The following is a 24,830-nucleotide window of genomic DNA, read 5'->3' as shown; positions in this document are numbered from 1 at the left end:
TCAACCCCTCGGAGACATCGACATCTCTCTGACCGGCGCCGCCCCGCCTCAGCTTAGGAAGCGGGTGCCATCGCCGGGGGCGCCGTCACCCCTGCCCCTCGGGGGTGCCGGCGGGGACGCCGGTGGAGGGCAGGGTGAGGATCTCGCAGCCGTCGTCGGTCACCAGGAGGGTGTGCTCGAACTGGGCGGTCCACTTGCGGTCGCGGGTGACGGCGGTCCAGCCGTCGTCCCACATCTCGTGCTCGGCCGTGCCGAGGTTGATCATCGGCTCGATCGTGAAGGTCATGCCGGTCTCGATCTCGACCTCGAGCCCGGGGTTGTCGTAGTGCGGCACGTAGAGCCCGGAGTGGAAGGCGGTGCCGATGCCGTGGCCGGTGAACTGGCGGACGACGCCGTAGCCGAAGCGGTCGGCGTAGGCCTCGATGACCTTGCCGACGACGTTGAGCCGCCGGCCGGGCTTGACGGCCTTGATGCCGCGCCAGGTGGCCTTCCAGGTGCGCTCGACGAGGTCGCGGGCCTCCTGGGAGACGTCCCCGGCGAGGAAGGTGGCGTTGCAGTCGCCGTGGACGCCGCCGATGAAGGCGGTGATGTCGATGTTGACGATGTCGCCGTCGCGGACGACGGTGGAGTCGGGGATGCCGTGGCAGATGACCTCGTTGACCGAGGTGCAGCAGGACTTGGGGTACCCGCGGTAGCCGAGGGTCGAGGGGTAGGCGCCCAGGTCGCACAGGTACTCGTGGACGAGCGCGTCGAGTTCGTCGGTGGTGGTGCCGGGGACGACGGCCTTGCCGGCCTCGACGAGGGCGTCGGCGGCGATGCGGCCGGCGACGCGCATCCGCTCGACGGTCTCGGCGTCCTTGACCTCGCTGCCGGTGAAGGGGGACGGCGCGGGCTTGCCGACGTACTCGGGGCGTTCGATGGAGTCGGGGACGCTCCTGCGGGGACTCTGCCGGCCTGGGCGCAGCGCGGGACGTGAACTCATCGGGCAAGCCTAACCGGGGCGGCATGCGGGACCTGCGGGACCGCTGTGACTCCGTTACCGAGACGACGCCGAAAAACCGGCCGCGGCGGGGCGAAAACCTCTTGCGTTTCGGGGCGTCAAGCAGCATCCTGATCAGACCGGCGCGCCGGGCCGAACCCGTGTTCGACCCGCGGCTTCACACCGAAGGGCCGGTCCCCGCGAAGCCTCTCCTACCGAGCCGGCGCGGGGCGCTGCTCCCGCGGTAGTGCCGCCGCCCGGTTCCGACCGGGAGGGCGGTGTACGACACCTCCCGCGGTCGAGCGCCCCGCCTGTCCAACCCAGGCGGCGTGCAGTCGCCCCGCGTCGGCTCACCACGCGCGAAGGCCCGCGGACCCCTCGGGTCGCGCGGGCCTCTGACGTCGGGTCAGGCCGATTCGAGTTCCTTCGCGGGCTCCTCGGCGTCGGCCGCGGCGGCCCGCGGGTCCTCGGCGGTGACCTCCTGGGCGAGCCGCTCCCAGAGCATCCCGCCGGAGTGGGCGAGCGCGCCGATGATCGAGGGCACGAACGGCAGGACCCAGTCGGCGAGGAAGCCGTCGTGCGGCATGTTCAGCACGAGCATGGCCGATCCGGCGTACAGCAGGCCCTGGAGGGTGCCGCGCCAGGCGGCGCGGGTGCCGTCGATGACGGCCTCGCGGCGCTCGGTCGCGGGGTCGTGGAACTCCGAGAGGCCGGCGGCGTCGCGGCGGCCGAGGTAGGCGCCCACGACCGCCAGGACGGCGGTGCCCGCGATGACGGCGGCGAGGAGGCTGTTCTTGCTGACCACGTAGATCAGGGCGAACAGGAGGCCGCCGCCCAGGACGGTCAGCGCGCCCCTGATCCAGTCGACCTTCTCCCCGGGGTACCAGTAGTACTTGGTGACGCCTTCGGATATCTGGCGTTCGAACTTCCCCATGTCGATGGCTCCCCTTTCGCGGGCGCAGGCGCCTTGCGGGCACGGAAGTCATTATGCGGGGCCCCGTCCGGCCGTCTGGCCGAATCCTCCGAGTCGCGAATGTGGAATTTCGCACAAAAAGGTCGTAATGTCGGATTCAAGCGCGAGCGGGGGCGCACTGAACTGGTGCCTCGGCTCCAGCGTAGTCAGGTCGGGATCGCCGGGGAGTCGGCGATCCGACACTCAGTGGACCTGGACGACCGGCCCCGCGAGCTCCCTGAGCTCCTCGGGGAGCTCGGCGCCCATCTGCTCGGCGAGCTTCACGGCCTCCTCGATGAGGGTCTCGACGATCTGCGACTCGGGCACGGTGCGGATGACCTCGCCCTTGACGAAGATCTGGCCCTTGCCGTTGCCGCTGGCGACGCCGAGGTCGGCCTCGCGGGCCTCCCCGGGGCCGTTGACGACGCAGCCCATGACGGCCACGCGCAGCGGCACCGGCAGGCCCTCGAGCCCGGCGGTGACCTGCTCGGCGAGGGTGTAGACGTCGACCTGGGCCCGGCCGCAGGAGGGGCACGAGACGATCTCCAGGCCCCGCTCGCGCAGGCCCAGCGACTCCAGGATCTGGTTGCCGACCTTGACCTCCTCGACCGGCGGGGCCGAGAGGGAGACGCGGATGGTGTCGCCGATGCCCTCGGACAGGAGCGCCCCGAACGCGGCGGCGGACTTGATGGTGCCCTGGAAGGCGGGCCCGGCCTCGGTGACGCCGAGGTGCAGCGGGTACTCGCACTGCTCGGACAGGAGCCGGTAGGCCTTGATCATGACGACCGGGTCGTTGTGCTTGACCGAGATCTTGATGTCGCGGAAGTCGTGCTCCTCGAACAGCGACGCCTCCCACAGCGCGGACTCCACCAGCGCCTCGGGGGTGGCCTTGCCGTACTTCTGGAGCAGGCGCTTGTCGAGCGAGCCGGCGTTGACGCCGATGCGGATCGGCGTGCCCGCGTCCTTGGCGGCCCTGGCGATCTCCCCCACCCGGTCGTCGAACTGCTTGATGTTGCCCGGGTTCACCCGCACGGCCGCGCAGCCCGCGTCGATGGCCGCGAAGACGTACTTGGGCTGGAAGTGGATGTCGGCGATGACCGGGATCTGCGACTGCTTGGCGATGACCTTGAGCGCGTCGGCGTCGTCCTGGGTCGGGCACGCGACGCGGACGATCTGGCACCCGGTCGCGGTGAGCTCGGCGATCTGCTGGAGCGTCGCGCCGATGTCCGAGGTCCTGGTGGTGGTCATCGACTGGACCGAGACCGGGGCGCCGCCGCCGACGAGCACGCCGCCGACGTTGAGCTGCCGGGTCCGCCGGCGGGGCGCCAGCGGCTCGATCTCGTGATCGTGACGCTTGGTGGGGATACCGAGGTTCACTGCCATGGGTCTAGTTTTCACCTGTATTCGCGGATTAATTGAAGATGGTGATCGGATTGACGATGTCGGCGGTGATCGTCAGCAGCATGAAGCCGCCCAGGAGGACGATCACAGCGTAGGTCAGCGGCATCAGCTTGAGGTAGTCGACACGCCCCGGGTCGGGCCTGCCGCGCTTGGCGGCCACCCACGAGCGGGCCTTCTCGTACCAGGCGATGGCGATGTGCCCGCCGTCCATCGGCAGCAGCGGCAGCAGGTTGAAGATGCCGATGAAGTAGTTCAGGACCACCAGGAGCATGAAGAACATGGCCCACTGGTCGTACTGGACCATCTCGCCGCCCAGGCGCGAGGCGCCCACGACGCTCACGGGCGAGTCGTCGCTGCGCTCGCCGCCGAAGATCGCGTCCCACAGCGGCGGGATCTTCGAGGGCAGCTGGCCCAGGGCGATGAAGGTCTCCCGGAACATGTCGCCGGTGTAGCTGAAGGTCTCGCCGACGCCGTCGACCGCGCCGACGGCGGTGGTGGGGCTGACGGCGGGGTCGGTGTAGACGTAGACGCCGAGGCGGGCGACGGTCTCGGTCCCGCCGTCCTCGGTCTCGGCCTCGGCGGCGTAGGGGGTGACCTCGACGGTGCGCTCGGCGCCGCCGTTCGCGACGGCGACCTCGACCGGCTCGCCGGGGGTCAGGCCGGAGACGGCCTCGAGGAGGGAGTCCCAGTCGGCGACGGCGGTCCCGTCCACGGTGGTGATCGAGTCGCCGCTCTCGATCCCGGCGGCCCAGGCCGGGCCCTGGATCTGGCCTTCGGCGCAGTCGCCCACGGCGGCCTCGGGGTCGGTGCCGGCCAGGCACTCGGCGACGGAGACCCGCACGTCCTCCTGCGACCGCTCGAGCTGCTCGGCGTAGGCGGGGTTGGCGACGACGCCGACGAAGGAGACGAGGATCCACAGGGCGACGAAGCCGATGACGAAGTGGGTGAAGGAGCCGGCCGCGAGCACGATGGTGCGCTGCCACAGGGGCTTGCGCCAGAACACGCGCTTCCTGTCGGCCTCGGTGACCTCTTCCTCCTCCTCTTCGAGGGGGGTCATGCCGACGATCTTGACGAAGCCGCCCAGCGGGATGCCCTTGACGCCGTACTCGGTCTCGCCCCGGTGGAAGGACCACAGCGTGGGCCCGAAGCCGACGAAGTACCGGGTGACCTTCATGCCGAAGCCCTTGGCGGTGAGCATGTGGCCGGCCTCGTGCAGGCTGACGGAGATGAGGATCGCCAGCGCGAAGAGGATGATCCCGGTGATGTAGGCCAGCAAGTCTGTCTCCTTCTAACGCTCGGACGCGTCCAACACTAGCCGTCGGGCGCACGAACGCGCCCAGCTCTCGGCTTCGAGTACGTCTGCGACACCGGCGGGTTCTCCACTGCGCCCTGAAAAACCGTCCGGCGCGGCCGCGAGGACGGCCTCGACGGCGTCGACGATGCCGAGGAACGGGAGGCGCCCGTCGCGGAAGGCGGCGACGGCCTCCTCGTTGGCGGCGTTGTAGACGGCGGGCAGGAGCCCTCCGGCGCGCCCGGCGCCCTTGGCGAGCCCGATCGCGGGGAAGGCGGCCTCGTCGAGCGGCTCGAAGCGCCAGTCCGAGGCCCGCGTCCAGTCGACGGGGCGGGCGGCGCCGGGGAGGCGGTCGGGCCAGGCGAGGGCGTGGCCGATGGGCAGGCGCATGTCGGGCGGGGAGGCCTGGGCGATGGTGGAGCCGTCGGTGAACTCGACCATGGAGTGGACCACCGACTGGGGGTGGACGACCACGTCGATGCGGTCGTAGTCGATGCCGAACAGCTCGTGGGCCTCGATGACCTCGAGGGCCTTGTTGACCATGGTCGCCGAGTTGATGGTGACGACCGGGCCCATGGCCCAGGTGGGGTGGGCGAGGGCCTGGTCGAGGGTGACGTCGGCGAGCTGGTCGCGCGTCCTGCCGCGGAAGGGGCCGCCGGAGGCGGTGAGCACGAGCTTCGCGACGCGCTCGGGCGCGCCCGAGCGCAGGCACTGGGCGAGCGCGGAGTGCTCGGAGTCGACGGGCACGAGCTGGCCCGGTGCGGCCGCGTCCCGCACCAGCGGGCCGCCCGCGACCAGGGACTCCTTGTTGGCGAGGGCCACCTGGCGCCCGGCCTTGAGGGCGGCGAGGGTCGGCTCGAGGCCGATGGACCCGGTGATGCCGTTGAGGACGGTGTGGCACGGCCAGGCGGCGAGCTCGCTCATGGCCGAGCGACCGGCGAGGAGCTTCGGCATCCTGAAGCCGCCCGCGGTCCAGTCGCGGTCCTTCGCGGCGGCGAAGAGGCGCAGCTGGACGGCCTCGAGCTGGGTGGCGTCGGCGACGGCCACGACGTCGACGCCGAGCGCCACGGCCTGGTCGGCCAGGGCGGCGGGATCGGACCCGGCCGCGCCGATGCCGACGACGCGGTACTGCTCGGGGTTGGCGCGGACGATGTCGATGGCCTGGGTGCCGATGGAGCCGGTGGACCCCAGGAGCACGATCTCGCGTTGGTCAGTCACGACGTCATTATCCCCGGGCGGCCTCCGGAAGGGCCTGCCCGACCCCCGCGGCGTGCGACCACTTATCTAAAGACGACCGTGGAGTGGCCGTTGAGCAGGATCCGCTGATCGAGGTGGGCGGCGAGGCCGCGGGCGAGGCAGGTGGACTCGAGGTCGCGGCCGGCGGCCACGAAGTCCTCGGGGCTCATCGCGTGGTCGACGCGGGCGACCTCCTGGTCGATGATGGGGCCCTCGTCGAGGTCGGCGGTGACGTAGTGGCAGGTCGCGCCGATGAGCTTGACGCCGCGGGCGTGCGCCTGGTGGTAGGGCCGGGCGCCCTTGAAGCTCGGCAGGAACGAGTGGTGGATGTTGAGGATGCGCCCGGGCAGCTTCGCGCAGAACTCCGAGGAGAGGATCTGCATGTAGCGGGCCAGGACCACGACGTCGATGCCCTCGGCCTGGATGAGGTCGAGGACCTGCTGCTCCTGGGCGGCCCTGCCCTCGGCGCCGACGGGCAGGTAGTGGAAGGGCACGCCCGAGGAGGCGGCCAGGTCGGCCCAGTCGGGGTGGTTGGAGGCCACGGCGGCGGCCTCGCCGTGGAGGGCGCCGATCCGGAAGCGGTAGAGCAGGTCGTTGAGGCAGTGCCCCTGCTTGGAGGCCATGATCAGCACGCGGGGCTTGACCGAGCGGTCGTGGAGGCGCCAGTCCATGTCGAACTCGCGGGCGATCTCGGCGAAGCCGACGGCCAGCTCGTCGCGGGGGGCTTCGGTCCTGAACTCCACGCGCATGAAGAAACGGCCGGATCCGTGCTCGGAGAACTGCTGGGAGTCCTCGATGTTGGCGTCGCGGCGGGTCAGGAATCCCGAGACGGCGTACACGATGCCGAGGCGGTCGGGGCACGAGAGCGTGAGCACGAACTGGCTGGTCATCCCAGCAATGATACGGAGCGGTCCGGCGGTGCGGCAATCGCGTCGGCGCCGTCCCGGATACCGCCGGTGACGCGAGGGGGCGGGCCCGGTGCGGCTCGTCGCCGCGGCCGGGCCCGCCCCTCGCGTCACCGGCGCCTTACGCGGCGCCGATGGCCGCGGAGAGCTGCTCCATGAACGCCGCGGTGGTCTCCTCCACCGTGGTGTCGTCGAAGATCAGGGTCTCGAAGACGCCGAGCATGATGTCGGCGGCGACGCCGGAGCCGACCGGCGGCACCGGCGGGCCCTCGGCCAGCTCGGGGGTGATGGCCGCGATGAAGTCCGCGCCGAGCTTCTGGTCCGCCGGGAGCGAGGGCAGGATGCGCTCGCGCTGGGCGGTGTTCGACGGCAGGCCGCGGTCGCCGAGCATGAGGTCGAGGGACTCGTCGCTGTTGAGCAGGAAGTCCACCAGCTTGCCCGCGGCGGCCTTGTCGGAGGTGGTCCGCGAGACCGACCAGAACATGGCCGACTTCAGGTAGAGGCCCGGCTGGACGCCGGTGGACTCGCCCGGGACCCGCAGCAGCAGCAGGTCCGAGCCGAGCACCGACTGGATGGCGCCGATCTGGTTGGTCCAGTAGAACTCGGTGACGCCGGTGGCGGTGGCGAGCGGCGCCTGGTCCTGGCCGGCCGCGAAGGCCTCGACGATCTTGGAGGCCTCCGGGATCGCTCCCGCGTCGCGCATGTCGACGACCATCTGCCACCACTCGTTCATGGTGGCCTCGGTGAAGCCGAGCTGCCCGTCGTCGGTGTAGAGGCTCTCGCCCTTCTGGCGGGCGAACACGTTGAACAGCGACTCGTTGCTGAAGGAGATGGCCGAGTTGCCGACCGCGTCGCCCTGGGCCGACAGGTCGGTGGTGAACTGCGCGAAGTCGGCCCACGACCAGGTCGTGTCGTCGGGCATGGTCAGGCCCGCCGCCTCCACGAGCGCCGGGTTGACCAGCAGCGCGAAGGAGTTGACGCCGGTGGCGATGCCGTAGGTCTTGCCGTCGAACTGGCCGGTCTTGAGCGTGTTCTCCTCGATGTTCGACAGGTCGATGTCGAGCTCTTCGAGCGGAAGGAGGGCGTTCTTGTCGGCGTAGTCGCGGAGGTACCGGTCGTCCTGCTGGAGGACGTCGGGCGCGTTGTTGCCCGACACCGAGACGTTGAGGGCGTCCCAGTAGGCGTCGAACTCGTTGGGGCTGGGCTTGATCGTGATGCCGTCGTTCTTGGCGGTGAAGGCGTCGACGATCTTCTGGGTGTACTCGTGGCGGGGGTCGGAGCCCCACCACCAGAAGTCCAGCTCGCCGTCGCCGTCGCCGCCGCCGTCCTCGCCGCAGGCCGCGAGGAGGGGTGCGGCCGCGGCGCCGAAGATCCCGGCTTTGGCGAGCGTTCTGCGCGAGACGCCCGAGGGGTTGGTCGCATTCATCGTCTTCGTCCTTTCAGGACTCTGTGAGGGTTGGTTGCCGAATGTTACTTGATGCCGGTGGTCGCGATTCCTCGGACGAGGTACCGCTGGCCGGCGAGGAAGAACCCGAAGATCGGGCCCAGGGCGACGATCGACATCGCGAACAGCGCCCCCCAGTTCGTGGTGCCCGTGGAGTCCATGAACAGGCGCAGGGCGAGGGGTACGGTCTGGAGGTCGACGTCCCGCAGGTAGATCAGCTGCGAGTAGAAGTCGTTCCACGTCCAGATGAACGTGAAGATGGCGGTCGTCGCCAGCGCGGGCATGCACAGCGGCATGATGATGCGCAGGTAGGTGCCCCAGTAGCCGCAGCCGTCGATCGAGGCGGCCTCGTCGAGTTCGCGCGGCAGGCCGCGGATGAACTGGACCATGAGGAACACGAAGAACGCGTCCGTCGCCAGCAGCTTGGGGACGATCAGGGGCCAGAAGGTGTCCACCCAGCCCAGGTTGTTGAACAGGATGTACTGCGGGATGATCACGACGTGGATCGGCAGCATGATGGTGCCGAGCATGACCGCGAAGAGCATCCCGCGCATCGGGAAGCGGAGCCGCGCGAAGGCGTAGGCGGCCATCGAGCAGGAGACCAGGTTGCCGACGATGGAGCCGGCGACGAGGATCATCGAGTTGAAGATGTACTTCTCGAACGGGTGCGGCAGGGCGTTCCAGCCCTCGGAGTAGTTGCTCCACTCCCAGGTCGAGGGGATCAGGCCCGGGTCGGAGAAGATCTCGTCGAGCGGTTTGAAGCTGGCCGAGAGCATCCACAGCAGCGGGTAGATCATGACCAGGCCCGCGATGATGAGGACCAGGTGGAAGACGAAGCGCTTGAGTCCGCCCGAGACCGCGCTGCGCTCGGAGCTGCGGCGGGCCGGCGCCTGAGGCCGCGTCTTAGTCGTTGTCGCCATAGAACACCCAGAATTTCGACATGAGGAAGTTGAGCGCGGTGAAGATCGCGATGATGGCCAGGAGCAGCCAGGCGATGGCCGAGGCGTAGCCCATGTTGAACTGGGTGAAGCCCTGGTCGTAGAGGTACAGCGTCAGGAACAGCGTCGAGTCGGCGGGGCCGCCCTTGCCGCTGGAGACGATGAACGCCTGGGTGAACGACTGGAACGAGTTGATGATCTGCAGCACGAGGTTGAAGAAGATGATCGGCGTGAGCAGCGGGAGCGTGACGCTCACGAAGCGGCGCATGACGCCCGCGCCGTCGACCTTGGCGGCCTCGTAGTACATGGTGGGGATCTGCCGCAGGCCCGCCAGGAAGATGATCATCGGCGAGCCGAAGGTCCACACGTGCAGCAGGATCAGCGTGCCGAGGGCGTAGTCGGGGTGGGAGACCCAGCCTTCGCCCTGGATGCCGAAGAGCGCCAGGAGCTGGTTCACGAGGCCTTCGGTGCCGAAGACCTGGCGCCACATGATGGCGATGGCAACCGATGCCCCCAGGAGCGAGGGCAGGTAGAAGATCGAGCGGTAGAACGACATGCCGCGCAGGCCCCGGTCGAGGACGATCGCGAGCAGGAGCGCGGCGCCGAGCTGGAGCGGGACCGACACGAAGGTGTAGATCGCGGTGACCTTCACCGACTGCGCGAGGCGCGGGTCGTCGAACATCCGCTGGTAGTTCTCCATGCCGACCCACTCGCCGTATCCCAGGCTGTAGTCGGTGAAGGACAGGTAGAACGAGGCGACCATGGGCCCGACGGTGATGGCCAGGAGGCCGATCAGCCACGGGGACATGAAGCTCAGGGCGGCCCACCGCTCCCGCGAGCGGATGGTGTTGCCAATGCCCCGGCGGGCCCGTTCGGGCCTCGGAGCGGGTGCGCCGGCGGGCGGCCCGGGTGGGGCGCCCGAGCTGCGCGGCTTCGAGCGCACCACGGCGACATCGTTGTCGGACATAAGGTATTGGGACCTTTCGGAGGGGGTTGGCTCCTAGATCACACCAGGCTATGCAACCGCTTGCCGCTTGTCAACAGCTCGACTTAAATTCTTGAATATCTTTTGTATCAAGGAGGCAACAAAGATCCCGAAGAGGGAGAAATCCGCCCCGGTCCGCGAGACGGCGGACGGCCCGCCCGAGTCGCCTCGGGCGGGCCGTCGGTTTCCGGTGGTCAGACCTTGACGGGCGTGCGCTCCTCGGCGGGCGCGACGGACTCGTCGGTCTCCTTGATCCCGTACTTGGCGTAGAGCCGCCCGAGGGGCCCGGGGACCCACCAGTTGGCCCGGCCCAGCAGGCGCATCGTCGCGGGCACCAGGAGCATCCGCACCACGGTGGCGTCCAGGAGGATCGCGATCGCCATGCCGAGGCCGATCATCTTCATGAAGGTGATGCCGCTGAAGGCGAACGCGCCGACGACCACGATGAGGATGAGCGCCGCGGCGGTGATGATCGAGCCGGTGGACTGCATCCCCCGCAGCACGGCGGTGCGGTTGTCGGCGCCGAGGTCCCACTCCTCGCGCACCCGCGAGAGCAGGAAGACCTCGTAGTCGGTGGCCAGCGCGAACAGCAGGGCGATCATCAGGAGCAGGTTGGACGGGTCGATGTAGCCCGAGGGCGTGAAGTCGAGCAGGCCCGAGAGGTGGCCCTCCTGGAAGATCCACACCACGACGCCCAGGGCCGCGCCGAGCGAGACCGCGTTCATCAGGACCGCCTTGATCGGCAGCAGGATCGAGCCGAAGGCCAGGAACAGGACCACCATGGTCACGATGACGATGTACCCGAGCATGTAGGGCAGGCCCTCGCCGATCGCGTCGAGCATGTCGACCCGGTCGGAGGCGCCGCCGGTGATGTACAGGTCGGCTCCGGTGTCGAGGCCGCGGGCGTCCTCGATGAGCGTGCGGGCCTCGGCACTGAACGGGTCGAGGTCGTAGAGGACGTCGAGCAGGAACGCGTCGGCGGTCGGCTCCTGCGCGGGCAGGACGTCGTCCACGTGGTCGAGCGCCAGCAGCTCCTCGGTCGCCTCGGCGGCCGCGGCCTGGTCGCCCACGACCATGACCTGGAACCGCTCCTCCTCGCCGCCGGGGAAGTCCGCGGCGAGGGTCTCGGTGACCACGCGGGACTCGGCGTCCTGCGGCATGTCGCGCTCGTCGACCCCGCCGGGCTGGAGGTCGAGGATCGGGCTGGCCAGCAGCGCCATGAAGGCGAGCACGGGGAGCAGGACGAGCACGGGGCGGCGCATGACGCCCGCGGCCAGGCCGTGCCAGAAACCGGCGTCGGTCTTCGCCGGCGCGCTCGCACGCCGGCGCAGGCGGCCCTTGTCGACGCGGTGGCCGAGCAGGTAGAGGAGCGCGGGGAGGGCCACGAGGGCCGAGAGCATGGCGACGCCGACGGCGGACATGACGCCGTAGGCGATGCCGTGCAGGAACGGCACGTCGACCAGGAGCAGGCCGCCCATGGACAGGACGATGATGAGGCCCGAGACCATCACGGTGCGCCCGGCCGTGGCGACGGTGTTGAGCACCGCGGTGCGCTTGGTCCGGCCCTGGGCCAGTTCCTCCCTGAAGCGCCGCAGCACGAACAGCGAGTAGTCGATGGACATGCCGAGGCCGATGATGGTGATGACGTTCGCGGCGAACACCGAGACGTCGGTGAACTCGGCGATGACGCGGGTGATGGCGAAGCCGCCGAGGATCGACATGCCGCCGATGAGCAGCGGCAGCGAGGCGGCCACGAGGGCTCCGAAGACCGCGATCATGATGAGCAGGAGGATCGGCAGCGAGATCATCTCGGCGATCTCCAGGTCGTGCTGGACCTGCTCGTTGAGGTCGGCGAAGACGGCCGCGCCGCCCCCGAGCGACACGTCGAGGCCGCCGGTGTCCCCGGCGCCGCGCAGCTCGTCCTCGATCTCCTCGTAGATGCCGGAGTTCTCGTCGTCGGAGGCGCCCGCGAGGGTGACGGCCGCGAAGGTCGCGTGGCCGTCCTCGGCGACGAATGCGGGCGACCGCGTGCCGGAGTAGGATGCGACGCTCTCGACCTCATCGATGCCCTCGATGTCGGCGACGGCGCCCTCGACGGCGTCGGCGAAGGCGGGGTCGTCCATCGTCATCGTGTCGGAGGAGTACAGGACCACGACGTCGGCGCCGATCGATCCGAACTCCTCCTCGATCGTCTCGGCGTCGAGCACCGATCGGGACTCGGCGGACACGAAGCCGCCGTCGGTGAACTCGTCGAAGACGCCGAGGCCCCAGGTGGCGCCGACGGCGAAGACGGCGGCGATTCCGGCCACGATGAGCCATCGGGCCTTGATGACCGCACGGCCTAGCAGGGAGTACATGGGTTTTCTCCTATGAGTGTTGCGGAGAGGGGGTGTGTGACCGCTGGTGCCGGAGCGCCGTTCGGCGGTACGATGGTAAGCGTCGATCATTTAGCTAACGCCGTTCACTCTAATGAACGCCCCTCATGAGAGTCAACGCTGTTAACCGATTTGTAGCAGAAGGAGTCCAGTGACTTCGAACACCGCGGGCGGCCCGACCCGCCGCGAGCGGATGCGCGCCGAGACCATCGCCGAGATCAAGGCGAGCGCCCGGAAACAGCTCCAGGAGCTGGGGCCGAGCGGGATCTCCCTCCGCGCGATCGCCCGGGAGGTGGGAGTCACCCCTGCGGCCCTCTACCGGTACTTCGACAGCCTCGACGCCCTCCTGATCCAGTTGTGCTGCGATTTCTACGACGAACTTATCGGCGACACCCGCGAAGCCATGGACGCATCGCCGCCCGAGGACCACCTCGAACGGATGAAGGCCTGGGTCTGGACCTTCCGCGGCTGGGCGGTGGGGCACCGCCGCGAGTTCGAGCTGATGATCTCCTATCCCGAGGGCAACGGCGCCATGTCCGTCGACGGGCGGCGCCTGGAGCAGGCGCCCGAGGACGTCGACCCGATCACCCTGAAGTCCCTGGAGCACTCCCAGCTGTGCGGGCGCGAGTTCGCCGGGTTCTGGAAGCAGACCGAGCGCGAGGGCGGCGGGACCCCCGGGGGCCCGCCGATGCCCGAGGTCTCCGAGGCGCTGGCGAAGGAGCTCCAGGACCAGTGCGGCGCCTTCATCGTCGGCGAGCCCGTGCCGCTGCCGTGGGTCTTCACCTTCACCTCGGCCTGGATCCGCGTGTTCGGCCTGGTGGTCATGGAGACCTTCGGCAGCCTGCCCGTCCAGGAGAACGTCGACGAGTACTACAAGACCCAGATCATGGCCATGCTGAAGGACTTCGGCCTCGAAGTCTGACCGCCGAGTCCGATATCGGACAGGCCGGCTCGGCCGAGGGCCTGCGGCCGCGCAGGCGGCTCCGGACAAGCCCGACGCGCCGGTGCTCGACGAGTAGCGGGAACGTGTGAGGGCGTGCCGCGATCGCGGCACGCCCCTCACACGTCGATGCGCGAAGGCGGCCGGGCTTCAGCCCTCGGCGCGAGCGCTTCTGCTGCGCTCATGCATCCTCAGCGCGAGCACTTCGACCGGACTCACGCATCCTCAGCGCGAGCACTTCGGATGTCGTGCCCCACGGACGTCATGCACTTGCCGGACTTCAGGTTCCACTTCCAGCCGTGCATCTGGCAGGTGAGGACGCCGTCCTCGACCTTGCCGAAGACCGACAGGTCGGCCTTGAGGTGCGGGCAGCGGCGCTGGAACTGCCAGCCCTGCACGGTGATGTCCTCGTCGTCGGGGCGCTGCTCGGCGTACCAGCCCTCGGCGTACTGGAGCCGCTCCTCGGAGAGGCACTTGAAGAACGCATACACGTACTCGTTGTACTGCCCGATGCGCGCGGCGGTGAACCGGCAGGACAGGAACAGCGAGTTGACCCAGTCGACCTCGCGGATGTGCAGCAGGTGCTCGATGAGGCGCCGCTCGGTGCGGAAGCGGTAGCGGACCTTCGCGCCGTCGTCTGGGTAGATCCTGCGCTCGAGGAAGTCGAAGATGATCGACTCGACCACGTCGTCGGAGTCGGGCGCGGTCAGGTCGAAGCGGACCGGCCCGCCGACGCCGGTGGCGATGTGCTCGGCCTGGGCCATGAGCGGCTCGATGCGCTCGCGCAGGGTCTCCAGGACGTCGATCTCGGGGTGGGACCAGGAGGCCTTCTCCGCGGCGATGCGCGGCTGCATCCGCTCCTTGAACTCGTCCAGGTGCTGCTTCTTGTTCGCGAACCACTCGCGCAGGTCGTCCACGGGGTGCTCGACCGAGCCGCTGCCGTCGGCCTTGACCTCGGCGACCGAACCGGGCAGCAGGACGATGTTCTTGTCGTGCCCCTGCTCCTCGAGCCAGTCCGTGTACGACAGCTGGTCGGGGAAGATGTTGCCCTCGTCCCCGAACACGTCGTTGAACTGGTAGAGCTCGTCGTCCAGGAAGCACGGCGGGCCCGCGATCGGGAAGACCCAGTCGCCCTTGACGTCGTCGATGTAGCGCAGCGAGCGGTCGAAGCCGCGCTCGCGCTTCTGCTTCCCGAAGGCGCGCTTGGCGCTGTCGGGCAGCTCGTAGACCATCGGGAACCAGATCGCGCCAGAGAACTGGAGCAGGTGGGCGTGGATCTTGCCGTGCTGGAGGAAGACGCTCATGTCGGTGGGGCGGGCGTCGTTCTGGTTGAGCAGGCGCGTGCCGTCGGCGTCCTCGACCCACAGGGAGGAGTCGCCGATGGGGCCGTCGGTGGGGCTGGTGAGCGCCTGGATCATGACCTTGACGCCGCCGGGGAGCTCCACGATCTCCTCGGACACGGTCTTGATGAACTTGTGGAAGCCCAGGGCCCGCAGCTCCGACTCCAGCTCCGAGGTGGGGTACTCCGGCAGCAGGACGGTGGTGTCCTTGCTGATGTGCTTCGTGAGGTTCTCCTCGTCGAAGTGGTCCCGATGGAGGTGCGAGACGTAGAGGTAGTCCGCCTGCCCGAGGGTGTCCCAGTCGAGCCGCGAGTTGTCGGGGAAGGGGAACCAGGAGGCGAAGTACGCGGGGTTCACCCAGGGGTCGCACAGGATCGATCCTGCGGCGGTCTCGATGAACATGCTGGCGTGGCCAGTACCGGTGATGCGCACGGTTACCCTTCCGGAAGCACGGGGACGACGAACACTCACTCTACAAGTCACAGCTCGGACGGGGCCGGGACGTTCGCGCATGTGGCGTGCGAGACTGTCTGCGACCACCGGAGAGGTTGGAGGAGTTCACATGGCTGCCGAAGAGCAGATTCTCGCGCCCGACCAGCGCAAGCCCACCAGCCGCAAGGCGCTGTACACCGCGCTGGGCGTCGGCATCGTCATCAACCTGGCGTACCTGTTCGGCAACCACACGGGCTGGGTCGAGGACGCGTTCCTCATCATCACCGCGGTGGTGCTGCTCGGCGTCATCGTCTCCGACGCGTGGCTGCGCAAGACGGGCCTTCGCTAGCGCCCGACACCGACTTGGGGGAACCGGCCGCACCGCGGCCGGTTTCGTCGTCTCCGGGGAGGACCGGGACGCGAGAGGGGGCCGCCGCAGCGGCCCCCTCTCCCCGTCTCGCGGACGGCTCAGTGCATCATGCCGCGGCGGGCGAACATCTCGCGCACCTCGCGCAGCGCCGAGTCCACCTCCGCCTCGAAGTAGCCGCCCTGCACGAGTGAGAACTGGCTGGTGTCGAGCTCGCGGTCCGACAGCGGCACGGGGTTGCGGCCGGTCATGGCCGCGGAGACCGCGTCGAACATCTGGTCCACCTGGCCGGGGTCGTAGCCCGAGCCGAAGCGCCGCGGCTGGAAGGCCCGGCGCAGCTGCTCCAGGCGCTGCACGTCGTCGGGGGTGAACGGGGAGTCCGAGGCGCGCATCTCGGTGGTCATCTCCTCGCGGCCGTGGCGCCCCGGGGCCTCGAACGCGCCGCGGCCCTCGTAGGGGTTGCGGCGGCCGAAGTCCGGCGGCGTGGCGGCCCCGCGGCCGGGGCCGCCGAAGCCGGTGTCGGCCGGGCCCGGCTGCGGCGCGAAGCCGTTGTCGGGGCCGGGGGGCGGGCCGAAGCCGCCGGTGGGCTCGTGCGCCATGCCGCGGTCGTAGCCGCCCTGCATGGGCGGGCTCGGCGCGGCCGCGCGGCGGCCGTACCCGGTGTCCTCCTGCTGCCCTTGGGGGCCGAACCCGCCCTGGCCGTACTCGCGTCCGCGCGGGGCGCCGTAGGGGTCGGGCTGCTGCGGTTCGGGGCGGCCCATGGGCGGCACCATGCTCTGCGGGATCGCCTGGGTGGGCGCGGCGGGCGGCATCGGCTCGGGTTCGGGCTGGTTGTAGCGCCCGGCCTGCGGGATGGAGCCGGTCGGCGGCCCCTGGTGGCCCATGGGGCCCTGGGGCATCGGCGGCTGCGGGGACTGGTGCGGCATGGCCGCGCGGCGGTTCCCGGTGTCGCCGAACTCGTCGTCGTAGGCCGCGCCGAACCCGGGCGCGGGGTCGGGACGGCGGCTCTGACCATAGACGCCAGGGGCGTCATTAGAGGGATAGCCGCCCGGGCCGTCGTTCGGGGCATAGCCGCCCGGGCCGTCGTTGGCGGGGTAGCCGGGGACGTCGTTCGGGGCGAAGCCGCCGCGTCCGGCGTCGGACTGGAGCGGCAGCTGCTCGGTGGCGCCGTGCGGGACGGGGCCCGCCTGGGGGCCGTCCTGGGGCATGCCGGCGCGCGGGCCGGACGGCGCGGGCGCCCCGAAGTCGCCGCGTGCCGGTTCGGCGCCGCGGGGGCCGCCGAAGTCGTTGCCGTAGACGCCCGGTTCGGGGCCGCCGCGGGGGCCGAAGCCGTTGCCGCCGCGCGGGGCGGCGAACTCGTCGCGGCCGAAGTCGCCTTGGCCGAAGTCACCCTGGCTCGGCCCGAAGTCGTCGCGGGGGGGACCGAAGTCGCCCTGGCCGCGGCCGCCGAAGTCCTGGCCGCCGCCTCGTCCGCCGAAGTCAGGGCCGCCGAAGTCAGGGCCGCCGCGGCCCTGGTCGGCGCCGCCGCGCTTGGCGAACGGGTCGTCGTAGTCGTCGCCGGGAGGTCCGGCGAGGAAGCCGAAGCCCTCGTCGTCGTCGCCGCGCAGGTCGCCGAAGCCTTCGGCGTCCGGCGGGGCGGCCGCGGCCCGGGCGGCGCCGCGTCCGCGGCCGACCGGTTCGGGCGCGGGCGGCGGGGGCGCCATCTCGCGGGCGGCCATCATGTCCTGAGCGGGGATGACCTGGGTGGCCTGCGTCTCGGGGGCCCGGCGCGAACCGGGGGCCTGCTGCGCGGGCGGGGCGGGAGCGGCCGTGTCGGGCTTGCCGTAGTCGGGAGCGGGGGCGGTGCCGAGGACGCCGCGCTCCTCCAACTCGGCGAGCTGACGCGCGACCCGGTCGAGGTAGACGTCCACCTGCCACTCGTCGTAGCCGCCGAAGCGGACCCTGAAGACGACGTCGTCCACCTCGTCGGCCGACACGGGGCTGCCCACCGGCTCGCCGGCCAGTGTCGCCTCCACGCGGTCCAGGAACGCGTCGACCTCGTCGACCTTGTAGCCCCGGCTCAACGCCCGGCGCCGGAACCGGTCACCATGACTCGCCACTACCAAGCCACCCTTCTCCGCCTCATGCCGCGGCGCCGGAGGCGCCGCCCGGCTTCGCGCCGGCGCGACCGGGGGTCCCGGCCTCCCGGACCGAAGCGGCCAGCTGCCCGCAGGCGCCGTCGATCTCTTGGCCGCGCGTATCGCGCACCGTCGTGGACACACCCGCGGCTCGCAGCCGCCGAACGAACTCCGCCTCGACCGGTTTGGGACTGGCGTCCCACCGGCTCCCCGGCGTGGGGTTCAGAGGGATCAGGTTCACGTGGACGAGCTTGCCCGCGAGCAGCTTCCCGAGGAGGTCCGCCCGCCAGGGCTGGTCGTTCACGTCCCTGATCATCGCGTACTCGATCGAGACACGACGTTTCGTCACTCGAGCGTACTCCCAGGCCGCCTCCAGGACCTCGGCGACCTTCCAGCGCGTGTTGATCGGGACGAGCTCGTCGCGCAGCTCGTCGTCGGGGGCGTGGAGCGAGACCGCCAGCGTCACCGGCAGGCCCTCCTCCGAGAGCTTCCTGATCGTGGGCACCAGGCCGACCGTGGAGACGGTGATGTTGCGGGCCGAGAGCCCGATCCCGTCGGGCACGGGCCCGGTGATGAGGCGCAGGGCGCTCTTGAGCCGGGCCCAGTTGGCCAGCGGCTCGCCCATGCCCATGAAGACGATGTTGGAGAGGCGCCCCAGGCCGCGCTCGGCCGCGATGCGCGCGGCGGCGACCACCTGGTCGACGATCTCGGCGGTGGTGAGGTTGCGCGTCAGGCCGCCCTGGCCGGTGGCGCAGAACGGGCAGGCCATCCCGCATCCGGCCTGTGAGGACACGCAGGCGGTCACCCGGTCGGGGTAGGCCATGATGACGCTCTCGACGAGCGCGCCGTCGTAGAGGCGCCAGACGGCCTTGACGGTCTGCCCGTCGTCGCAGGAGTCGACCCTGACCGGCTGGAGCAGCTGCGGGAGCAGCGCCTCGCCGATGGCCTCGCGGGAGGCGGCCGGCAGGTCGGTCATGAGCGCCGCGTCGCCGACGTGGCGGCCGAAGTACTGCTGCCGCAGCTGCTTGGCGCGGAAGGCGGGCTGGCCGATCTCGGAGAGGACGGACTGGCACCCGGCCAGGTCGAGGTCGGCGAGGTGGCGGGGCGCGGCCTTGCGGGGGCGCGGTTCGGTCAACGTGAGTGCTACAGACATGTCACGACCTAGTCTCGCATGACAGGCACTGGACCCGCCAACCCCGGATCGCGGAATTCACCCCGGGCCCTCCTTCAACGGATACACCAATCAGGACACATCACCCGAGCAGGTAACGGAACCACACATAGGCCACCGGGGCCACCATGAGGATCGAGTCGAGACGGTCCATCACCCCGCCGTGGCCGGGGATGAGATTGCTCATGTCCTTGATGCCGAGGTCCCGCTTCAGCAGCGAGACGGACAGGTCCCCCAACGTAGCGGCCAGGGCCACGCACACGCCGAACGCCACGCCCAGCGGGATGGAGACGCCGAAGAACACCCAGAGGGTGACCGAGCCGCCCAGGGCGGCGGCGACGATCGACCCGCCCAGGCCCTCCCAGGACTTCTTGGGGCTGATGCGCGGGGTCATCTGGTGGCGCCCGAACATGACCCCGGCGGCGTACCCGCCGGTGTCGGAGCAGACGACGGTGAACAGGGCGATGATGACCTGCGCGGCCGCGCCGTCGATGAAGCGGGCCGAGTCGTTCTCGGACGCGGCCAGGAGCATCACGAACCCGGCCAGGAACGGCACCTGGACGAGGACGAGCGCGGCGGCGGGGATGTCGGTCCGGTAGCCGGTGGCGCCCTCGGAGAGGCGCCACACGAACAGGGCCGCGACGCCGACGGCGGTGCCCAGGAGCAGGCCCGTGGCCCCGCCGAACCAGGCGAGGACCACGATGAGGACGCCCGCGGCGGCCAGCGGGATCACCGGGACGTTCTTGCCGCCCCTGCGCATCGCGGTGCCGGTCTCCCAGCAGGCGACGGCGATGGCGACGACGGCCAGGCCGAGGAAGGCGACGGGCTGGATCAGCAGGGAGGCCAGGACCACCGCGGCCATGCCGAGGCCGGCGCCGATGGCGACGGGCAGGTTGCGGCCGGCCTTGGGCTTCCGCTCCTCGGCGCCGGTCGCTTCGGGGCCGGTCGCTTCGGGGCCGGTCTCGGCGGCGCCGGGCCCTCGCTCGTCCGGGGACGGCCGGGGGCGACGGCCGGGCGAACCGTCGGGAATCGCGCTCATCAGATCTCGAGCAGCTCGGACTCTTTGGCGCTGACGAGTTCGTCGACGTGTCCGGTGAAGCGGCCGGTGAGGTCGTCGAGCTCCTTCTCGCCGGAGCGGCCCTCGTCCTCGGAGACCTCGCCGTCCTTGACGGCCTTGCCGATCTCGTCCTTGGCCTTGCGGCGGACGTTGCGGATGGCGATCTTGGCGTCCTCGCCCTTGGTGCGGGCCACCTTGATCATCTCGCGGCGGCGCTCCTCGGTCATGGGGGGCAGGTTCAGCCGCAGCTGGGTGCCCTCGTTGGCGGGGTTGACACCGAGGTTGGAGTTGCGGATGGCGTCCTCGATGTCCTTGAGCTGCGAGGCGTCGAAGGGCTTGACGAGGACCATGCGCGGCTCGGGGATCGCGATCGAGGCGACCTGCGGGATCGGGGTGGGGGCGCCGTAGTAGTCGACGGTGATCCGGTTGAACATGGCGGAGGAGGCGCGACCGGTGCGGATGGCCGCGAATTCCTCCTTGGCGTGCTCGATGGCCCGCTCCATCTTCTCCTCGGCTTCGAGGAGGGTGTCGTCGATCACGGTGTTCTCACATTCTCTCGCGGCTTGACAGCACTTCTGACCGTACCGTCCCGCTGTCGGTCCTCGGTGGCGTGGATGTCCTCAGCGCGGCCGGGTCCCGGCCGGGGCCGGGGCGCCGGGCTCAGTCGTCGGCGGCGTGGATGAGGGTGCCGAGCTGCTCGCCGACGATGGCGCGCCGCAGGTTCCCGTCGTCGTCGGCGCCGAAGACGAGCATCGGCAGGGAGTTGTCCTTGCAGAGGCTGAAGGCGGCCTGGTCGACGACCATGAGCTCGCGCTTGAGGGCCTCGTCGAAGGTGATGTCGTCGAGGCGCTGCGCGGCGGGGTCGGTCTTGGGGTCGGCGGTGTAGACCGCGTCGACGCCGTTCTTGCTGACGAGGACGACCTGCGCGCCGATCTCCAGGGCCCGCTGGGCCGCGACGGTGTCGGTCGAGAAGTACGGCATGCCGGCGCCGGCGCCGAAGATGACGACGCGGCCCTTCTCGAGGTGGCGGATGGCGCGCAGCGGCAGGTAGGCCTCGGCGACCTGGGCCATGGCGATGGCGGTCTGGACGCGGGTGTCGACGCCCTCCTTCTCCAGGAAGTCCTGGAGGGCCAGGCAGTTCATGACGGTGCCGAGCATGCCCATGTAGTCGGCGCGGGCGCGGTCCATGCCGCGGCGCTGGAGTTCGGCCCCGCGGAAGAAGTTGCCGCCGCCGACGACCACGGCCACCTGGACGCCCGCGGCCACGCCGGCCGCAATCTGGCGGGCGACGCCCTGGACGACGTCGGGGTCGACGCCGACGGACCCGCCGCCGAAGGCCTCGCCGGACAGTTTCAGCACGACCCTGCGGTACGTGTCTTGACTCATGGCACTCCCCTGCTCTGCGCGCGGTCCCGCTGGCGACGACCGGGCGGCGCCGTCCGGTCGCGGTGACCGCGGCGGTGTCTTCCCCAGGCATGGAACGGGGCGGCGGCCTGCGCCGCCGCCCCTTCCCGTGCTTACGGCTGGAGCCAGTGTAGTCCGCTCGCGCGGACCGCTCGCTACTCCTGGCCGACTTCGAAGCGGATGAAGCCGGTGACCTCGGTGCCGGCCTCGGCCAGGACCTGCTTCACGGACTTCTTGTTGTCGATGACCGAGTTCTGCTCGAGCAGGGCGAAGTCGCGGTAGTAGGCGTTGACCTTGCCTTCGACGATCTTGTCCCAGGCGCGCTCGGGCTTGCCCTCTTCCTTGGCCGTCTCCAGCGCGACGCGCTTCTCGCCCTCGATGATGTCCGCGGGGACCTCGTCGCTGGCGAGGTACTTCGGGCGCATCGCGGCGGCCTGCATGCCGACCTGGCGGGCGGCCTCGGCGTCGCCGGTGTAGGCGACGAGGATGCCGACGGCCGGCGGGAGGTCGGCGGCCTTGCGGTGCATGTAGACCGCGACGTCGCCGTCGAGGGAGCCGACGCGGCCGACGACGAGCTTCTCGCCCAGCTTGACGGACTCGTCCTGGACGACCTCGGCGACGGTCTTGCCGTTCAGCTCGGCCTTGGCGAACGCCTCGCCGTCGGCGGGGCGGACCTCGTCGGCCAGCTCGACCAGGGTCTGGGCGAGCTCGATGAACGCGCCGTTCTTGGCGACGAAGTCGGTCTCGCACAGCAGCTCGAGCAGCGTGCCGCCCGACTGGGCGACCAGGCCCTGGGCCGTGGTGCGCTCGGCGCGCTTGCCGACGTCCTTGGCTCCCTTGATGCGCAGGGCCTCGAGGGCGGCGTCGTAGTCGCCGTCCGCGGCTTCGAGGGCCTTCTTGACGTCCATCATCCCGGAGCCGGTGGCTTCCCGGAGCTTCTTGACGTCAGCCATCGTGAAGTTGGCCATTGCTCCCCTTCTTACTTCTCGTCGGTGGTCGGCTCGCCGGCCTCGGCGGCCGGGGTCTCGGCGACGGCCGGCGCCTCGGCAGCGGCCGGAGCCTCGGCGGGCTTCTCGCCCTCGACGAGGAGCTCCTTCTCCCACTCGGCGAGCGGCTCGCCCTCGGCCTTCTCGCCTCGGCCGCCGGAGCGGGCCAGGAGGCCTTCGGCGGCGCCGTCGGCGATGATCTTCGTCAGCAGCGCGACGGAGCGGATCGCGTCGTCGTTGCCGGGGATCGGGAAGTCGACCTCGTCGGGGTCGCAGTTGGTGTCGAGGATCGCGACGACGGGGATGCCGAGCTTGCGGGCCTCGTCGACGGCGATGTGCTCCTTCTTGGTGTCCACGATCCAGATCGCGGCCGGGGTCTTCTCCATGTCGCGGAGGCCGCCGAGCGTGCGCTCGAGCTTGTCCTTCTCGCGCATGAGCTGGAGCATTTCCTTCTTGGTGCGGTTGGCCGCACCGTTGGCCTCGATGATCTCGAGTTCCTTGAGGCGCATGAGGCGCTTCTGGATGGTCTGGAAGTTGGTGAGCATGCCGCCGAGCCAGCGGTGGTTCACGAACGGCATCCCGACGCGCTGGGCCTGCTCGGCGACGGCCTCCTGGGCCTGCTTCTTGGTGCCCACGAACAGGACCTCGCCGCCCTCGGCCACGACGTTCTTGACGAAGTCGTGGGCCTTGGCCGCGTAGTCGACGGTCTGGCGCAGGTCGATGACGTAGATGCCGTTGCGGTCGGTGAGGATGAACCGCTTCATCTTCGGGTTCCAGCGACGGGTCTGGTGGCCGAAGTGCACGCCGCTCTCAAGCAGCTGCCTCATGGTGACAACCGACACGGTTGTGTTCCTTTCGTTCCCTGGTTCGTTCGCGGGAGGCGCCCGAAGTCCGGACGTCCCGCGCCTGGCGCCCGCCTCCGGCGATCTGCAACCGGGAGGTCCCGGACCTGGGAGATCGCTAGGGCCGGACCGCATCCGTCGCAAGGCGCCCGTGACGGGCGAGCGATGGAGGTCGGGCCGCGGCGAGCGCGCGAAGTCGGTTCGGCGCGCGAGGGCGCCGATCCGCTCCCATCAGTGTACTTGGGGCGCTCGGGCCGCCGAGAACGCGGTGGGCGGCAGTGACAGAGGCAATCCGCCCCCGTGACCGGCGCCGCACCCGCAGGCGCCCGAACCGCCCGATCCACGCTGCGGCGTTCAAGCAGGTGGGAAGGGCGCGAACGGAGTTATCCACAGGCACCGAACTCGTCCTTGCCGATACCGGACAGCCCCGTCAGCATTGAGTCATGCGACAACTACACAACGCGATGGTCATCAGCCTCATCACCTCGGCGCTCCTCGCCGGCGCGGCGATCCTCGTCCCCACGCTCGCCGAGGCCGCGGACGCCGGTCCCCCGCCCGGCCTCCACCGCGCGGAGGCCGTCGCGCCGGGCGCCGAACCCGCAGCGAGCGGCGGTGCCGGGACCGCCCCACGGCCGCCGGGCGGTCCGCCCGGCTACCGCCCCGCCGCCGACCGGGGCCCCTGGAGGCCGCCGGTCGACGGCCTCGACCTGCTGACCGCGTTCGACCCGCCGCCGCTGCCGTGGATGCCGGGCCACCGCGGGGTCGACCTCGGTGCCGCGGACTCACAGGAGGTCGTGGCCGCGGGGGCGGGCACGGTGGTCTTCGCCGGCGACCTCGCGGGCCGCGGCGTCGTGAGCGTCGCCCACGCGGACGGCCTGCGCACCACCTACGAGCCGGTCGAACCGCTCGTGGCCGCGGGCGAGGCGGTCGCCGCGGGCCAGGCCGTCGGGCGCCTCCAGCCCGGCCACGCCTCCTGCCCCGCAGCGGCCTGCCTCCACCTCGGCCTCAAACGGGGGCCGCTGTACCTGGACCCGATGCTGCTCTTCGGGGCCGGCAAGGTGCGGCTCCTCCCCCGCCCGGGCCGCGCCGTGCAGGCGGCCGAGCACTCAGGCGACAGCGCCACGGCCGCAGCGGAAGACCGACGCACCGCCGCCGCGGCGCACCCCGCTGTCCCGACCGGGGCCCGGCCGTGAACGCCGACGGCACCGAGCGCGCGCCGCACGGCCGCAGCGCCTCCGCATCGAGCGCGGTCCCCTGGTCCGCACGGCGAAGCGGGCCCCGCCGCCCCGCCGGCGCATCGCGGCCGACCGCCGGAACGAGCCTGCGCCGGCTCACCCCGCACGAGCTCGGGCGGCTCGGCGAACGGCTCGCGGCCGCGCACCTGCGCCGCCACCGGATGCAGATCCTCGCCCGCAACTGGCGGCACCGGCGGGGCGAACTCGACCTGGTCGCCCGGAGCGCGGACACGGTCGTCTTCTGCGAGGTGAAGACCCGCCGGTCCGAGAGCCACGGCGGCGCGCTGGGCGCCGTCGACGGCGAGAAGGTCCGCCAGGTCGAGCGGCTCGCCCGGGCCTGGCTCCGGGAGCACTGCCGAACGGACCAGCCGTGGCGGGTCGACCGGCTCGCGCTCACGGTCACCGGCGCCCGCCGGATCGCACTCGAACACCG

The 24,830-nt window shown here is 70.7% G+C and carries 21 protein-coding genes and 1 pseudogene; 4 read left to right on the top strand and 18 right to left on the bottom strand.

The window, feature by feature from the left end; translation table 11 throughout:
* Positions 1 to 85 precede the first annotated feature (85 nt).
* The 10 genes from map to LO763_RS16790 all read right to left on the bottom strand — a co-directional run bounded on the left by map (position 86) and on the right by LO763_RS16790 (position 12,488).
* Positions 86 to 982, bottom strand: coding sequence for a type I methionyl aminopeptidase (gene map / locus LO763_RS16835; RefSeq protein WP_230786434.1), 897 nt, complete (start codon positions 980 to 982; stop codon positions 86 to 88).
* 403 nt (positions 983 to 1,385) lie between these two features.
* Positions 1,386 to 1,913 carry a hypothetical protein gene (locus tag LO763_RS16830; protein ID WP_230786432.1) on the bottom strand — a complete coding sequence of 176 codons (528 nt, stop codon included), beginning with the start codon at positions 1,911 to 1,913 and terminating at the stop codon, positions 1,386 to 1,388.
* Positions 1,914 to 2,135: 222 nt separating this feature from the next.
* The gene (gene ispG / locus LO763_RS16825) at positions 2,136 to 3,314 is read right to left on the bottom strand and encodes a flavodoxin-dependent (E)-4-hydroxy-3-methylbut-2-enyl-diphosphate synthase (protein ID WP_230786431.1); all 1,179 of its coding nucleotides are present in this window, start codon (positions 3,312 to 3,314) and stop codon (positions 2,136 to 2,138) included.
* Positions 3,315 to 3,342: 28 nt separating this feature from the next.
* Positions 3,343 to 4,605, bottom strand: coding sequence for a M50 family metallopeptidase (locus LO763_RS16820; RefSeq protein ID WP_369432017.1), 1,263 nt, complete (start codon positions 4,603 to 4,605; stop codon positions 3,343 to 3,345).
* 15 nt (positions 4,606 to 4,620) lie between these two features.
* Positions 4,621 to 5,841, bottom strand: a complete 1,221-nt coding sequence (gene dxr / locus LO763_RS16815; protein ID WP_230786428.1) for a 1-deoxy-D-xylulose-5-phosphate reductoisomerase — start codon at positions 5,839 to 5,841, stop codon at positions 4,621 to 4,623.
* A 62-nt stretch (positions 5,842 to 5,903) separates the two neighbouring features.
* Positions 5,904 to 6,749 (bottom strand): formyltetrahydrofolate deformylase, encoded by an 846-nt coding sequence (purU, locus tag LO763_RS16810; protein WP_230786426.1) that lies wholly within the window; start codon positions 6,747 to 6,749, stop codon positions 5,904 to 5,906.
* A 136-nt stretch (positions 6,750 to 6,885) separates the two neighbouring features.
* The gene (locus LO763_RS16805; protein WP_230786425.1) at positions 6,886 to 8,190 is read right to left on the bottom strand and encodes an ABC transporter substrate-binding protein; all 1,305 of its coding nucleotides are present in this window, start codon (positions 8,188 to 8,190) and stop codon (positions 6,886 to 6,888) included.
* Between the two features lie 44 nt (positions 8,191 to 8,234).
* Positions 8,235 to 9,128 carry a carbohydrate ABC transporter permease gene (locus LO763_RS16800; RefSeq protein WP_230786423.1) on the bottom strand — a complete coding sequence of 298 codons (894 nt, stop codon included), beginning with the start codon at positions 9,126 to 9,128 and terminating at the stop codon, positions 8,235 to 8,237.
* The gene (locus tag LO763_RS16795) at positions 9,112 to 10,113 is read right to left on the bottom strand and encodes a carbohydrate ABC transporter permease (RefSeq protein WP_230786421.1); all 1,002 of its coding nucleotides are present in this window, start codon (positions 10,111 to 10,113) and stop codon (positions 9,112 to 9,114) included. Before LO763_RS16795 ends, LO763_RS16800 begins: the two co-directional genes overlap by 17 nt.
* A 212-nt stretch (positions 10,114 to 10,325) precedes the next feature.
* On the bottom strand, positions 10,326 to 12,488 hold the full coding sequence (locus LO763_RS16790) for an MMPL family transporter (protein ID WP_230786420.1): 2,163 nt from the start codon (positions 12,486 to 12,488) through the stop codon (positions 10,326 to 10,328).
* A gap of 169 nt (positions 12,489 to 12,657) precedes the next feature.
* On the opposite strand from LO763_RS16790, the gene LO763_RS16785 reads away from it, so the two are divergent.
* Positions 12,658 to 13,428 (top strand): TetR/AcrR family transcriptional regulator, encoded by a 771-nt coding sequence (locus LO763_RS16785; protein ID WP_230786418.1) that lies wholly within the window; start codon positions 12,658 to 12,660, stop codon positions 13,426 to 13,428.
* 233 nt (positions 13,429 to 13,661) lie between these two features.
* Here LO763_RS16785 and LO763_RS16780 read toward each other — a convergent pair whose 3' ends face one another.
* A complete protein-coding gene (locus LO763_RS16780) occupies positions 13,662 to 15,218 on the bottom strand; it encodes a Rieske 2Fe-2S domain-containing protein (protein ID WP_230786417.1) in 1,557 nt (518 codons plus the stop codon).
* A gap of 130 nt (positions 15,219 to 15,348) precedes the next feature.
* Between LO763_RS16780 and LO763_RS16775 the strand changes: the two genes are divergently transcribed.
* On the top strand, positions 15,349 to 15,567 hold the full coding sequence (locus LO763_RS16775; RefSeq protein WP_230786415.1) for a DUF2631 domain-containing protein: 219 nt from the start codon (positions 15,349 to 15,351) through the stop codon (positions 15,565 to 15,567).
* 119 nt (positions 15,568 to 15,686) lie between these two features.
* Here the strand turns inward: LO763_RS16775 and LO763_RS30275 are convergent, their stop codons facing one another.
* From LO763_RS30275 to rpsB, 7 genes are all read right to left on the bottom strand, one after another.
* On the bottom strand, positions 15,687 to 17,684 hold the full coding sequence (locus LO763_RS30275) for a DivIVA domain-containing protein (RefSeq protein WP_230786414.1): 1,998 nt from the start codon (positions 17,682 to 17,684) through the stop codon (positions 15,687 to 15,689).
* Between the two features lie 22 nt (positions 17,685 to 17,706).
* On the bottom strand, positions 17,707 to 18,855 hold the full coding sequence (rlmN, locus tag LO763_RS16765) for a dual-specificity RNA methyltransferase RlmN (protein ID WP_230786412.1): 1,149 nt from the start codon (positions 18,853 to 18,855) through the stop codon (positions 17,707 to 17,709).
* Positions 18,856 to 18,955: 100 nt separating this feature from the next.
* The gene (locus tag LO763_RS16760) at positions 18,956 to 19,912 is read right to left on the bottom strand and encodes a phosphatidate cytidylyltransferase (protein ID WP_230786411.1); all 957 of its coding nucleotides are present in this window, start codon (positions 19,910 to 19,912) and stop codon (positions 18,956 to 18,958) included.
* Complete coding sequence (frr, locus tag LO763_RS16755) at positions 19,912 to 20,469, bottom strand: ribosome recycling factor (protein ID WP_230786409.1); 558 nt, start codon at positions 20,467 to 20,469, stop codon at positions 19,912 to 19,914. Before frr ends, LO763_RS16760 begins: the two co-directional genes overlap by 1 nt.
* A gap of 121 nt (positions 20,470 to 20,590) precedes the next feature.
* Positions 20,591 to 21,316: a UMP kinase gene (pyrH, locus tag LO763_RS16750; RefSeq protein ID WP_230786408.1), complete on the bottom strand. Its 726-nt coding sequence runs from the start codon at positions 21,314 to 21,316 to the stop codon at positions 20,591 to 20,593.
* A gap of 173 nt (positions 21,317 to 21,489) precedes the next feature.
* Complete coding sequence (gene tsf, locus LO763_RS16745) at positions 21,490 to 22,302, bottom strand: translation elongation factor Ts (RefSeq protein WP_230786406.1); 813 nt, start codon at positions 22,300 to 22,302, stop codon at positions 21,490 to 21,492.
* A gap of 11 nt (positions 22,303 to 22,313) precedes the next feature.
* Positions 22,314 to 23,162, bottom strand: coding sequence for a 30S ribosomal protein S2 (gene rpsB, locus LO763_RS16740; protein ID WP_230786404.1), 849 nt, complete (start codon positions 23,160 to 23,162; stop codon positions 22,314 to 22,316).
* 443 nt (positions 23,163 to 23,605) lie between these two features.
* On the opposite strand from rpsB, the gene LO763_RS16735 reads away from it, so the two are divergent.
* The gene (locus tag LO763_RS16735) at positions 23,606 to 24,355 is read left to right on the top strand and encodes a peptidoglycan DD-metalloendopeptidase family protein (protein ID WP_230786402.1); all 750 of its coding nucleotides are present in this window, start codon (positions 23,606 to 23,608) and stop codon (positions 24,353 to 24,355) included.
* A pseudogene (locus LO763_RS29935) lies at positions 24,352 to 24,825 on the top strand (YraN family protein); the annotation flags it as partial. The gene LO763_RS16735 and the pseudogene LO763_RS29935, both read left to right, overlap by 4 nt.
* Between the last annotated feature and the right edge of the window lie 5 nt (positions 24,826 to 24,830).

The organism is Glycomyces amatae, assembly GCF_020991375.1.
In the GTDB taxonomy this organism is placed as follows: Bacteria; Actinomycetota; Actinomycetes; order Mycobacteriales; family Micromonosporaceae; genus Glycomyces; species Glycomyces amatae.
The sequence above is the reverse complement of the archived record's forward strand: the minus strand, read 5'-3'. Positions and strand labels throughout refer to the sequence as shown.

Excerpts from the sequence above, each read along its gene's own strand:
- map (WP_230786434.1), bottom strand. The coding sequence starts at position 982 with ATGAGTTCACGTCCCGCGCTGCGCCCAGGCCGGCAGAGTCCCCGCAGG.
- LO763_RS16830 (WP_230786432.1), bottom strand. The coding sequence starts at position 1,913 with ATGGGGAAGTTCGAACGCCAGATATCCGAAGGCGTCACCAAGTACTAC.
- ispG (WP_230786431.1), bottom strand. The coding sequence starts at position 3,314 with ATGGCAGTGAACCTCGGTATCCCCACCAAGCGTCACGATCACGAGATC.
- purU (WP_230786426.1), bottom strand. The coding sequence starts at position 6,749 with ATGACCAGCCAGTTCGTGCTCACGCTCTCGTGCCCCGACCGCCTCGGC.
- LO763_RS16805 (WP_230786425.1), bottom strand. The coding sequence starts at position 8,190 with ATGAATGCGACCAACCCCTCGGGCGTCTCGCGCAGAACGCTCGCCAAA.
- LO763_RS16800 (WP_230786423.1), bottom strand. The coding sequence starts at position 9,128 with ATGGCGACAACGACTAAGACGCGGCCTCAGGCGCCGGCCCGCCGCAGC.
- LO763_RS16795 (WP_230786421.1), bottom strand. The coding sequence starts at position 10,113 with ATGTCCGACAACGATGTCGCCGTGGTGCGCTCGAAGCCGCGCAGCTCG.
- LO763_RS16790 (WP_230786420.1), bottom strand. The coding sequence starts at position 12,488 with ATGTACTCCCTGCTAGGCCGTGCGGTCATCAAGGCCCGATGGCTCATC.
- LO763_RS16775 (WP_230786415.1), top strand. The coding sequence starts at position 15,349 with ATGGCTGCCGAAGAGCAGATTCTCGCGCCCGACCAGCGCAAGCCCACC.
- rlmN (WP_230786412.1), bottom strand. The coding sequence starts at position 18,855 with ATGTCTGTAGCACTCACGTTGACCGAACCGCGCCCCCGCAAGGCCGCG.
- LO763_RS16760 (WP_230786411.1), bottom strand. The coding sequence starts at position 19,912 with ATGAGCGCGATTCCCGACGGTTCGCCCGGCCGTCGCCCCCGGCCGTCC.
- pyrH (WP_230786408.1), bottom strand. The coding sequence starts at position 21,316 with ATGAGTCAAGACACGTACCGCAGGGTCGTGCTGAAACTGTCCGGCGAG.
- tsf (WP_230786406.1), bottom strand. The coding sequence starts at position 22,302 with ATGGCCAACTTCACGATGGCTGACGTCAAGAAGCTCCGGGAAGCCACC.
- LO763_RS16735 (WP_230786402.1), top strand. The coding sequence starts at position 23,606 with ATGCGACAACTACACAACGCGATGGTCATCAGCCTCATCACCTCGGCG.